The organism is Leptolyngbya sp. FACHB-541 (genome assembly GCF_014695875.1).
Classification (GTDB): Bacteria; Cyanobacteriota; Cyanobacteriia; order Elainellales; family Elainellaceae; genus JAAUTN01.
Map to the genome: position 1 here is coordinate 1 of NZ_JACJPC010000019.1, position 12270 is coordinate 12270.

Sequence of the window (12270 nt, forward strand, 5' to 3'; positions counted from 1 at the left end):
GTTTACACTCTGGCTTTGTGAGATTAATCCAGTGCATTAACCAGTTCTCAGGATGGCTTCCTCATCCTGTGCCTCATCGATTTTCCTCCGCCTAGAGTGATGAAAGAGGGGTAAGGTCCCTTTAATTAAGGCTACAGATGGAAGGGCACCCCGCGTCGCGGGGTGCCCTTCCATCTGTAGCTTGTTTTTGTAGAAACGGTATTAGTTAACTTTCAATTCATCCCGGTGCTTCTTTGAGCGAGAAATGAGTCCAAGTGTGCCAACGGTTAGTATTCCCAAAATCATAGCGGGTTCTGGAACAGATTCAGCTGCTTCAAAGGATTCGATTTGACCGCGAATTTCACCGCCAGGGAAGGCTGCGGAATGAACGTTGAAATAGTAGCCACCCGCTAAGAAACTGTTGAAAACTACGTCGGGAGTCACTACACCTGCGGCAAGTACATCGTTGGAAGTATAGTCTCCGACGATGGTACCTGATGTGGTGCCTCTAAAACTGTCGATGCTGTCCAGAAAGTGAACCACAGGACCATTGGTGCCGCGCTCGCCAAGGTGAATATGTCCGTCTGCAAGCGGCCCTTCCAATCCAGCGTATTCGACCGTGTAGTTAAATACCCAACTTGTTACGTCTCCAACTAGTGTTCCTGTTGCAGTACCCTGAGCTGAACTGGTGCTAATGTTAGGCGCGACTTCTTGCTCAGCTTCTAGCGGAACGGAATAGGAGAAGGTTGCTGCTTGTGCAACTTGGGGGGCGATCGCTAAACCTGCACCCAAAAGACCAATCATCCACAATTGCTTCATGAGAAATTTCCTCACAGTTAGAAAGTTAACGGGTCGGCTACTCAGAGAAACCACTGTCTTTATCTACGAGCTCAACTTCCAATTGGATTGATCTTTCTTTTTTTGACTGGAACTTAAAAATTGCTTGACTTTCCAGTCAACTGGAGGCTCTAAAACAAGAATCAGACCTGAACTAGATCTGATGGATAGTCTTAGAGCCAAAAGATGTGTTCTTGTCTGTAAAGAGTTAGGAGTATGAAGCAGAAAACTATGAAACTCAGAAGCACTCTACTAGCACTAACCCTTAGCGGTTCGTTAACCGTTCTGTCATTTGGACTTGCTGCCTGTTCTCCTTCCGAATCTTCGACCCAACCTGAGGTCAGCCAAGAATCCAGTACCGCAATGGAAGGGATGAACCACGGTGCACATGCCATGAATATGGATTTAGGCCCTGCCGATGAAAGCTTTGACCTGCGGTTTATTGACGCGATGATTTTGCATCATCAGGGGGCTGTCGAAATGGCACAAACCGCGTTGGAGCAATCCAGTCGGGATGAAATTAAGCAATTATCCCAGGCGATTATCGCCGCTCAAGAGCAAGAAATTCAACAAATGCAGGAATGGCGACAAGCCTGGTATCCGGATGCAGCAGATGAACCAATGATGTATCACGCTGAAGCAGATCACATGATGCCAATGACTGAAGAGATGAAGGCAAGCATGGCGATGAATATCGATTTAGGATCTGCTGATGAAGAGTTTGACTTGCGTTTTATTGACGCAATGGTTCCTCATCACGAAGGGGCAGTGACAATGGCTGAAGAGGCGCTAGAAAAGAGCGATCGCCCCGAAATTCAGCAGCTAGCTCAGGAGATTATTGACAGTCAGCAGCCTGAAATTGATCAGATGAATCAATGGAAGCAAAGCTGGTATGGGCAATAGTTTGGCATAGCTAATAGTCATTGCGGTATCGCTTCATTCCTGCCTCAAATAGGGAGCGATGCCGCTTCTTTGAGTTTGACCTCAGTTTGGAGTTTGGCGAGGAGGAAGGATTGAATGTACCCGATCTAGTAATTCTTCATACTCGATTGGTTTACGTAAAAAGCCATCGGCACCCACCTCAAACCCTTCTGCTGCCTTGGGTTGGTCATACGCTGTAATCAGTAAGATGGGAATAAACGGAAGCTGGCGATTTTGACGGATTTGTCGAGTTACCTCAAAACCGCTCATGTCTGGCATCATGACATCGAGTAACACTAAATCTGGCGGTTCTTCTGCAATTTTAGCTAGAGCTGCATAGCCGCTATCTGCGACTTCGACCCGATACCCTTCCTCCTCTAAAAGAACCTTGAGTAGAAATGAATTATCTGGAAGATCATCTACAACCAGAATTCTGTCAGCGGTGACAGCTACCTCATTCAACAGAGCAACCATAGGACAACAACCAGGTATCAAGTCTTAAAAGACTATTTAAACTAGATTGTCGTCGTTTGAAGACTCATTGTCCTCACTCATTAGAAGCATTGTTGCCATTTGTTAGCCGCTTGCCCGCTGCTCGCAGCCTACCGGAGTTTTACATCGTTGTTCCGAGGGGGGGAATGGCTTGAATCTTCTGTTTGCTTAGAGTCAAAGTCAGAGCAGGCGATCGCCCGTTCCGTAGCTGCGTCTAGCGGATTCACTGCACACTTAAGGTAGGCGCTGCTAGTGTAAAAGCGACAGTTTTTACAGGGAATTTGGCTAGCAGGTTGAAGCTTCTTAAGTCTGCTCTGGGTAAATCGAAAGCCTTCCGAGAAGGCAAAAAACAGTACAACCCAAACGATGGCAAACCAAAGCGGCAGCAACAACCAGGCAGCATCCGTAGCTTTAAATTCTGATCGAGTAGATTCAGAGGTAGACTGAGCGATCGCGGTTTCAGTCCAGACTGCGTTTGTCAAAGGTTGAGAAGCCGGCTCGTCAGTCGTTGCGTGCATCAACTGTGTGGTTTCGATGCTCTCGCTTGGGCGACTTCCTGACGTTAGGTCACTCACGTTTCTGGTCAATCCCTGTTCAGACGATGTATCAACACTCATGTTGCTTATAACCCTACCAGAAGCACACGCCTGTACAAACTTGTCAAACAACCTACCCCAAAGTCAGAGTAGCTCTAGTCCTTTGGATATCTTTATAACTAATTTGTGCTGGGCAGCGTCTCTGCCAAAGGTTCGGGTTTTATTGGTTTGAGGCATTCAAGATCTGCTTTAGTTACACTCTCGTGAATTAATTTGTGAATTAATGAGTTAAGTTGGCGATCGCTGCGACTACTTCTGCGGGCTGAACGGGCTTTGTGAGGCAAAGCTGAACGTTTTGCAAAAAGTCATCTTCAAGCTTGGAGGCAGTTAGAGCGATCGTCAAGATTTCTCTACTCTGAGCGTTCTCGACTGCTTTAATTTGATTCATCAAAGCAGGTCCGTCTGTTTCGACAAAACTAGTATCGATGATCACAACATTTGGCTGAAGCTGATCAAGTTTGACGATCGCCACTTTGGGAGTAACTACAATTGCCCAAAATCCGTGGTCCTCCAAAGATTCTAGAAGGCGATCGGCTTCTGCCAGTGGTGAAACCACCAGGACGCACAAACTGCCAAACGGCATGAAGCTAGATCGATATTCGGGCCGGTGTGCTTTGCCCCAGTTACACATCAGTTCCATGATGGGGCGAATTGTCTCACCATAAGGCGTGAGCGAATATTCAATGCGAGGCGCAGTTTCACGATAGGCTTTGCGACGAATCAAGCCATCGCCTCCAGTTCTCGCAACTGTTGCGTCATCACCTTGTGAGTGATGCCGGGCATTAGCTGTTTCAACTCGCTAAAATGCTTTGTTTCCTGCCTCAACCACCATAGGATGACACACTTCCATTTACCCCCAATCACTTTAAGCGTGATTTCTACCGGCGAGTTGTACTTTGGCTCAGACCTTCTCATTGCCCTTTTGGTATCGTCCTTGTCTCTATTGGGTGGCTCGTGCCATCCTGTAATGCCTCCGTCGGTGGTTGAATCATCAGGTGGAAACCCATAAAAATCCTTTGATGATAAGTCCCGATAGCAATCACAGTTTTCAGCTAGCTAATTAAGTGAGCTAGTTAGACTTAGTTGAATAGAGTCAACCCTAATGGCAATAGTGAAAGTGAGATGTATTCCTAGCTTATGATGTAGAACTCCTGTTTTATGAAGAGGCTCCAACCTCCAAATAGACACACGGACAAACACAAACAGTAGATGCTAGATGAATGAATTTGGGATCATGCTGTCAGTGTAAACCCTATTGCCCAGAAGATCCGTAGCGATCGCTCTGGGAAACTTCACACTTGATCACAATGTTCCTTAATGAACTGTATCGCTGGCGTGAGATTGTCTAACTCTTAAGGTAGAAGTTAACCATAAGGGGAGGCAGTATTCTAGGTCCAACAGTGAGTTAAAAGCGATACGAAATACTCAAAGTTAAAGATCCTTCCTTTAATCCAGCTATGACGTTCACACCTAAACTGTGAACAAGAGAATGCAGGGCTTAGTCTCTAACTAGAGGCTTTATTCCTGCACCGTTTCCATCTCAATTGAGGTTGAGATAGACTGTATCCGTTTTATCGCTTCCGATCTCGTTGCTTACCTCACTGGTTGATTGCTGGTGAAGGATAGATCTGGGCATAAAAGACAGTGCTGATGCTCAAACTTGTCTTGAACCAAGCACCCTCAAATCTTGGCTCAAGGGAAGTCATCTGGAAGGTAGGGGTCCAAACCTTAAATTCCAGGTTCATCAGTTGAGATCTTCAACTTGAGTGAGTTTGATCAACGTCTCTTGTAGGCAAATTACCTTCTGACTCTTCAACAGTTGCGTTGAGGGGCAGCTTTTAGTGTGGTGGAAAAAATGTATAACCTTCTACGGCTCTCTCAATCCTTCCTACTCGTTAGTTCTCTCGTAGCAGCAGGCAGTTTGATCGGGTCTTCTCCTGTGAAGGCCGATTCGGTAGTGGTAGATGAGAATGGAGCAACGAATGCAGCGATCGCACCTAAAACCGAGTTTGAAATAGCTGATTTTGAAAGTGTTAGTGAGAATCATAATTCAGCTATTGAACAAGCTGCTGAGCCAATAGCATCTGTTAACAGTACCGCCGTTAATCCAAACAGCAATTCAATTTCTCAAAGTCTATTTAGTTTAGAGACTGATTCTCAACCCGATTTACAAACTAATCCTCAAGCAAATTTGCAAAATAGCTCTCAAGCTAGTTCTGAGGCTTTTGCTGAACACTCTACAGCTGCATCGCTCCCAGCATTAACTGAACCAGTATCAAATGAGTCGATTGTAGCTCCGTCGGTTGATCAGCCAGTTGATCAGCCAGTCGCTCAGTCAGTTGCCCAGTCAACGGTGGCTCCAAGTGATACTCAAGTTGAAGTACTTGCTAATCCACCTGAAAACTCTCAGGGGATGGGGCAGCTAACTTCCGTCTCTCAACTTTCTGATGTGCAACCCACCGATTGGGCGTTTCAAGCGTTGCAGTCTTTAGTTGAGCGATACGGCGTCATTGCAGGCTATCCCGATGGCACGTTTCGGGGCAATCGTGCCCTGACTCGATATGAATTTGCGGCTGGACTTAATGCTGCCCTCGACCGAGTCAATGAGTTGATTGCGGCTGGCTTGGCAGAAGCTGTCACGCGAGAAGATTTGGCAACGTTGCAACGCTTGCAAGAAGAGTTTGCGGCTGAATTAGCAACCCTTCGCGGTCGAGTCGATGTGCTGGAAGCACGAACAGCTGAACTGGAAGCCAACCAATTTTCTACCACTACAGTATTAAATGGTGAGGTGATTTTTGGACTAGTTAGCGTCATAGATGGCAACAACGCTAATGATGAACCAATCGATCGCAATCCTACCTTTGGTTATCGGGTGCGGCTAAACTTGGAAACTAGCTTTACGGGTGAAGACCTGTTGACTACTCGTTTCCAGGCAAATAACATCACTCCTCTAGGTGGCACTAATGAGGGTGTGCTGCAAACCAATGAAGGACGAGTCGAATTTGACGGCGACAGTGACAATGAGTTCCAACTAGGGCTATTGCGTTATCGCTTCCCGCTGGGCGATCGCACCAACATTTACCTTGCCGCCACAGGCAACGGATTTGTTGACTTAGACGCATCTGCCCAACTCACCCCCTACCTCGACGGCAGTGCTGTTTCCCTGTTTGCCTTGCGTAACCCGATTTACAACTATTCCTCAGGGGCAGGTTTCGGTATCAGGCACTTCTTGACCGACGATATTGAAATTAACTTGGGCTATCTCGTGCCCGATGCAGGCAACCCTGACCCCGGCAGTGGTTTGTTTAACGGTAAGTACGGCGCACTCGCTCAGGCAATCTTTTATGGATTTGATCAACGCTTACGGATTGGCTTGAGCTACATCAACAGCTACACCCCTTCCGATGAGTTTTTTGGCCCTGCCACAGGCAGTAACCTGGCAAACGAAACGTTCGATCGCCCTGTTTCTGTCAATTCCTACGGCGTTTCTGGTACGTTCACCCTGACTCCTGGTCTTGCTGTCGGTGGATGGGTTGGCTATTCTAACCACCGCTACATCGGTAGAGGGGATGGAAATGTATGGACGTGGGCAGCTAGCGTCGCCTTCCCTGACCTGGGTGGTGAAGGCAATCTGGGAGGCATCCTGGTGGGGATGGAACCTCGACTCACGGAGATCGACGACTCAGTCAACGGTGGAGAAACTGACCCCGACACTTCACTACACTTAGAGGCGTATTACAAGTATCGGCTGTCAGACAACATTGAAATTACCCCTGGCGTAATTTGGCTAACTGCGCCTAACCACGACGCTGATAATGATGATGCGATCATTGGTGTTCTGAGAACCGTGTTCCGCTTCTAACAGGAGAATGTTTGAAAAGTAGCAGATACCGCCCCTAAGGGCGTAGCATTCGGTAAAATCCTCGGTTTATCCCAAGGTTTATCTGCCGAGTGCTACGCCCTGCTAGCCAAAATTCTCTGATTCAATTCCTAATTAGCAAAGGACTCTTTTGTAGGCGATCGCCACTCTGCAGCGGCGGCAAATGTTTTTGCATCGAGTCGGATTGTGTTGGGGGTTGTTGAACCATTTGCCAGTCCTCCCGATCATCACCTATTGTTCACTGTATCAAACCTTGAATTACCCATTAGTAATGTAGTCATGGTGAAATGCTGAGAGCTGCGACTTCTTAAAGAAGTCGCAGCTCTTAATCCCTAAGGGGACATCTAGTTAGCGATCGCCACTATGCTGCCATATCGAACAACAGCACTTCTGCATCTTCAGCGGCTCCTTGAAGCGTGATCTCAGATTCCTCCGAGATAGCCGCTCCATCCCCTGCGGTGAGGGTTTGACCGTTGAGCTGAACGGCACCCCGTGCCACTTGCACCCAGGCAACCCGTCCGTCTGCCAGCGTGTGGTTTGCAGTATCTCCTTCGCTCAAAACACTGGCATATAGATCGACGTTTTGGTGAATCGTAATTGAGCCATCTCGACCATCACGAGAACCAACTAGCCGCAGTGTGCCGCGCTTTTCTGCATCAGAGAAGGTTTTTTGCTCATAGCCTGGTTCAATTCCTTTTTTCTCGGGCAGAAGCCAGATTTGCAGGAAATGCACCGGGTCAGTGTTGGAAGCATTAAACTCACTGTGCTGAATTCCACTGCCAGCAGACATCCGTTGCACGTCTCCAGGACGAATCACTGAGCCAGTGCCAATGCTGTCTTTATGTTCTAATGCACCTTCAAGCACATAGGAAATGATTTCCATATCACGGTGTCCGTGAGTGCCAAAACCCTTTCCAGGAGTTACTTTGTCTTCATTAATCACGCGCAAATCAGCAAAACCCATGTAGCTGGGGTCGTAGTAGTTGCCAAAGGAGAAAGTGTGACGACTATCGAGCCAACCAAAGTTTGCAGCGCCACGTTCTTGAGCCGGTCGAATGGTAATCATCTGGATTCCTCCTGATTCAGCGGTTGAATTGCTTTTGGAATACTTTTATTATGGATTGAATCTTCTGAAAAGACAATATACTAAATTAAAGACATATTGTATCTAAAAAATCTACAATCTCTACGCTATGGACAAGTTTGATGGGATTCGCGCTTTTACTCAGGTCGTGGTTTCAGGCGGGTTTGCGGCGGCTGCACGAGACATGGGACTGTCACGATCGGCGGTCAATAAACTGGTAATTGCTCTAGAAAATGATCTGGGGGTGCAGTTGCTGCACCGCAGTACGCGAGTCGTGACTCCAACCGAAACGGGTCTAGCCTTTTATGAACGGTGTGTAGAGATTTTGGCCAGTCTAGAAGAGGCAGAGCGATCGCTCACTCAGCTTCAAAAGGAACCCAAAGGAAGACTGCGCATCAATGCACCGATGTCGTTTGGCATAATGCATCTGTCTCCTGCTCTGGCTAACTTTTTGGTGCAGTATCCCGATCTTCAGGTGGAGTTGACGTTGAGCGATCGCTTTGTTGACCCAATCGAAGAAGGCTTTGATATCACCGTGCGAATTGCCAAACCCCAAGCGAGTGCCAGCCTAATCGTTCACACCCTTGCTCCAGCTCAACGGGTACTCTGTGCCTCGCCCACCTACCTTGAAGCTCACAACATTCCAACCCATCCTAATGAACTGCGGCATCACTCCTGTTTGCATTACGGACAGCTTGCTTTCGAAAATCAATGGACACTCATCGGACCCGATGGAGAACATACTTTCTCCGTCAAAGGCACATTATGCTCTAACAATGGTGAAGTGCTGAGAGATGCCGCAGTTCGAGGGCTAGGCATTACACTTCTGCCTCGATTTATCGTAGAGCCAGAACTCCAGCAGGGCAAACTTCAGGTTGTGCTGCCAGACTACCACCCGACTGAACTCTCAATTTACGTGATTTATCCCGTCAATCGTCACCTTTCTACCAAGGTTCGGCTACTCGTTGACTTCCTCCAACAGCAATTTGGTTCTCACTAGGAGATTTCAGAATCACTTACTGCTTCTCAAATTGACGATCTACGTTTGGCTCCCTCCAAGATGAGTGGGATGGTTCGTCGGAGCTTTCAAGCCCAAATGACGGTGAAGTATGGTGACGGTAACGCTCGTTAAGCGGAGCGGGTATTCGGGTGGGACAGATCTTTAAAGAAACGTTATTACTACAGTAGGAGAGATGTATCAAAAAATTATTAATCTAAGGTGCCAACTTGTCATAGCTGTAGTTATCTTAGTTCTAGTCAACCTTAGAGCGAGCAGGTGCAAAATGCTATCCCAGCCTTCAAGCAAGTCAAAATGCTTAAGTGACGCCCTAGTGGAAGTATCAATAGAAACGCAGCCAACATTGATTCCATTAACTCTCCTATTTAGAGAGGGAAATAATGGTTTTTATACCAATTCTCCTCAAGGCTGCTATAGAAACGGTATTAGCTGATAGTTATTTGTTTCATGGGTCAAAAATAGCTACATCAATCTCCTAACTAGGAACTTCAGGACCGATAAATGACAAGCCAAAAATCTCCGCAAAGGCGAAGCTTCTACCGCTTTGATCCAGTTGCAACTTTGCTAATCAAAAAATGCAATCTTATTCCCGTTGTCTTTGGACTGTTGTCAATTCCAATCGTTTCTATCTTTTACCTATTGGTTGCCTGGATCAGCAATACGCTGTGGACTCAAGGAGAACAAGTCGGACTATTACAAGACTGGTTTCCCTGGTTCTGGACACTACTTATTAATCCAGTCGTTTTAGGGTATTACTTATGGAGCTTTGAGGCAATCAGTGATGTCATCGAAGATCTCGAAGAGTCTGATGTTGTGACGACTCAACAAGCGGAGATTGATGCAATTGTTTTGAATCCCTATTATCAAAAGCTGCATAAGTACATAGCTCTGGGTTGTGCAGTTGCTTACAGTGTTTTCGTTTTTATTAGCCAACCCAGCTTGAAGAATAACTGGTATGGTGCTGGGGTACTACCAAACTTAGCCGTCACGATCGCCACTTTTGTGGGTGTGTACGTCGGTAGTATGTTGGTACTTACTCTCATTACCAATATCAGAATTCTTCATCGCATTTTTGAAGAAAAAGACCTTAACATTAATCCTTTGCATCCTGACCGCTGTGGTGGGCTTCACTCGCTCAGCAACTATTCCTTAAAAACTGCTTATCTTGCTGCTGTTTTAGGCATCATGGTTGGTCTAATCGAATATCAGTTTGTGACTCAGGGTGTTGGAAAAGTTTATTGGTTTGTTCATTTGATTATTCCAATACACATCGTTTTATCAACAGCCTGTTTTTATAGTCCGCTGTTGGCTGCCCATAGGGGTATGAAGAAGGCTAAGGAAGAACTTCTCCACAAAATTGCTCGACAGTTTCACGCTGATTATTCCCGAATTCACGAAAGCTTAGCTGGAGACGCAGAAATCTTGAAGCAGGGAACCGAGAAAATTCAAGGATTACGCGATTTCTATAAGTTTACTGATGAGTTTCCTGTATGGCCCTTCGACGTTCAAACCTTTCGGCAGTTCTTGCTCACTGTTCCGGCTCCTCTGCTGCCTATTTTTCTTGGTTTGCTGCAAGAGTTTGCTGGGATGTTGCTCAATAACTTAGGTATTAATCTTGGCTAAAAGCTAGACGAGAGGATAGTTCTTGGAACTATTTGCTAACTCTTTATCCGACATCGTAGGTGTGCCGAGTGTAACTCGCGATCGCTGACCAAAAGCTGTTTTAGGATTTACTGAACCTGCTGTAGGCATTTGCGGCACAAAGTTGACCGCAAGATTTTACAAGTAGAACAGAAACCAGATAGCTGAATGTTTGCAGGTTTTCCTAAGCTGAAGAAGTATCGTTCAAGGGTCGTATCTAAGTTGCTTAGTTAATCAAGGGATGAGGTGCTAGATATGGTAACTGTTTATCACTGGTCTTTTGCAGTCAAGCTATTTTCAGCGTTGGGTTGTGGGCTCATAGCGGGTGTCTTTTTTGCCTTCTCCACTTTTGTGATGAAAGCGCTGGCTCAACTTCAGCCCGCTCAAGGTATTGCTGCCATGCAGTCGATTAATATTACGGTAATTAATCCCTGGTTTTTTCTTGCCTTCTTTGGCACGGCGATATCTTGCCTGTTTCTAGCTATCTCCTCGTTGAGATGGCATCCGCCGGGAACTGTGTTTTTGCTGGTCGGCAGCTTACTTTACCTAATCGGCACTGTTTTGGTAACCATTGCATTTAATGTGCCGTTGAATGATGCATTGGCGATCGCCAGACCTGATAGTCCTGAAGGGGCTGACCTGTGGGCAAGTTACCTCACTAACTGGACAATCTGGAATCATGTTAGAACCATTGCGGCATTGGCAGCAGCAGTATTACTCACAATCGCCCTTTGTTATCCAGCAGCGAAGTGAGAGGTGAGCGGCAGCGTTTAATCAACATTGTTTCAGCTTAGTGACGGCTTTCCATCTCTAAAACTCGTTTGGCAAAGTCACTGTCATGGTCAAACATCCTCAAATTCCTCAGAATCACTACAAATAGATGTCCCCTCTAGAAAATCTCTAAAGGGGAGCTTAACGAGCGCATTTTCTGAAGTGGTTAGTTACTCAGTGTCGTCATGGGCAAATCGGTTGTAGAGGAAGTCTAGCGCGTGGTTGCGGAGGTCATAATATTCCGGGTCTTCCATAATTTGGGTGCGATCGCGCGGACGAGGAAAGGGAATCTCCATCACTTCACCAATCGTAGCTGCGGGACCGTTGGTCATCATCACTAGGCGATCGGCTAAGAACAGCGCTTCATCAATGTCGTGGGTAATCATCAACACGGTGCAGCGGTGGTCATTCCAGATCTTCAACAGTTCCTCTTGAAGTTCCTCTTTGGTAATCGCGTCGAGTGCGCCAAAGGGTTCATCCAAAATCAATACTTCAGGACGGATTGCTAGGGCACGGGCGATCGCCACCCGCTGTTTCATTCCACCGGAGAGTTGGGGGGGCTTTTTGTCTGCGGCATCTGCTAAGCCAACCATTGCCAAATGTTCCCGCACAATTGCCCGTTTCTCGGCTTCTAGCTTCTTGGGATGGACTGAATCCACTGCCAGGTAAACATTCTCAAATGCAGTCAGCCAGGGTAGAAGTGCGTATCCTTGAAACACCACCATTCGGTCTGGTCCCGGCTTTGTGATTGACTTTCCGCGTATCTGCACACTTCCTTGACTGGGCTGATTGAATCCGGAAACCATATTGAGCAACGTGGTTTTGCCGCAGCCAGAGTGTCCGATTAAACAGATAAACTCACCTTGCTTAATAGAGAGGTTGACATCTTGTAGAACCGGATAGAACCCCTTTGGAGTGGGATAAACTTTTGAGACGTTAGCAATCTCCAAAAAAGACCTGCCTTGAGGCTGCTGAGAGATCGCTACGGACTTGGCTTCAACTTGTTTTAGCATTTGCATTACTGGTAGTGGTGGTTCGTCTGGAGCAAACC

Annotated in this window: 10 protein-coding genes and 1 pseudogene; 5 read left to right on the top strand and 6 right to left on the bottom strand. The window is 46.7% G+C overall.

Annotation, left to right across the window (positions count from 1 at the left end; all coding sequences use genetic code 11):
* Window positions 1–201: 201 nt before the first annotated feature.
* Window positions 202–798, bottom strand: a complete 597-nt coding sequence (locus H6G00_RS02690) for a CHRD domain-containing protein (protein WP_190795526.1) — start codon at window positions 796–798, stop codon at window positions 202–204.
* 249 nt (window positions 799–1047) lie between these two features.
* Between H6G00_RS02690 and H6G00_RS02695 the strand changes: the two genes are divergently transcribed.
* Window positions 1048–1719, top strand: a complete 672-nt coding sequence (locus tag H6G00_RS02695; protein WP_242042092.1) for a DUF305 domain-containing protein — start codon at window positions 1048–1050, stop codon at window positions 1717–1719.
* 81 nt (window positions 1720–1800) lie between these two features.
* Here H6G00_RS02695 and H6G00_RS02700 read toward each other — a convergent pair whose 3' ends face one another.
* From H6G00_RS02700 to H6G00_RS36490, 3 genes and pseudogenes are all read right to left on the bottom strand, one after another.
* Window positions 1801–2211: a response regulator gene (locus H6G00_RS02700; protein ID WP_190641239.1), complete on the bottom strand. Its 411-nt coding sequence runs from the start codon at window positions 2209–2211 to the stop codon at window positions 1801–1803.
* A gap of 128 nt (window positions 2212–2339) precedes the next feature.
* Complete coding sequence (locus H6G00_RS02705) at window positions 2340–2846, bottom strand: hypothetical protein (RefSeq protein ID WP_190682442.1); 507 nt, start codon at window positions 2844–2846, stop codon at window positions 2340–2342.
* Between the two features lie 586 nt (window positions 2847–3432).
* A pseudogene (locus H6G00_RS36490) lies at window positions 3433–3740 on the bottom strand (helix-turn-helix domain-containing protein); the annotation flags it as partial.
* A gap of 940 nt (window positions 3741–4680) precedes the next feature.
* Between H6G00_RS36490 and H6G00_RS02715 the strand changes: the two are divergent.
* On the top strand, window positions 4681–6687 hold the full coding sequence (locus H6G00_RS02715) for an iron uptake porin (protein WP_242042093.1): 2007 nt from the start codon (window positions 4681–4683) through the stop codon (window positions 6685–6687).
* Window positions 6688–7066: 379 nt separating this feature from the next.
* On the opposite strand, the gene H6G00_RS02720 is transcribed toward H6G00_RS02715, so the two are convergent.
* Entirely contained in the window at window positions 7067–7771 is a 705-nt protein-coding gene (locus H6G00_RS02720) for a pirin family protein (protein ID WP_190641242.1), read from the bottom strand.
* A 127-nt stretch (window positions 7772–7898) separates the two neighbouring features.
* On the opposite strand from H6G00_RS02720, the gene H6G00_RS02725 reads away from it, so the two are divergent.
* The 3 genes from H6G00_RS02725 (at window position 7899) to H6G00_RS02735 (ending at window position 11201) form a co-directional block, all read left to right on the top strand.
* Window positions 7899–8789, top strand: coding sequence for a LysR family transcriptional regulator (locus tag H6G00_RS02725; protein WP_190795528.1), 891 nt, complete (start codon window positions 7899–7901; stop codon window positions 8787–8789).
* Between the two features lie 519 nt (window positions 8790–9308).
* Window positions 9309–10430, top strand: a complete 1122-nt coding sequence (locus H6G00_RS02730) for a hypothetical protein (RefSeq protein ID WP_190795529.1) — start codon at window positions 9309–9311, stop codon at window positions 10428–10430.
* A gap of 273 nt (window positions 10431–10703) precedes the next feature.
* Window positions 10704–11201 carry an anthrone oxygenase family protein gene (locus H6G00_RS02735; RefSeq protein ID WP_190795530.1) on the top strand — a complete coding sequence of 166 codons (498 nt, stop codon included), beginning with the start codon at window positions 10704–10706 and terminating at the stop codon, window positions 11199–11201.
* A 188-nt stretch (window positions 11202–11389) separates the two neighbouring features.
* On the opposite strand, the gene H6G00_RS02740 is transcribed toward H6G00_RS02735, so the two are convergent.
* Window positions 11390–12232 carry a nitrate ABC transporter ATP-binding protein gene (locus H6G00_RS02740; protein ID WP_242042094.1) on the bottom strand — a complete coding sequence of 281 codons (843 nt, stop codon included), beginning with the start codon at window positions 12230–12232 and terminating at the stop codon, window positions 11390–11392.
* Window positions 12233–12270 lie beyond the last annotated feature (38 nt).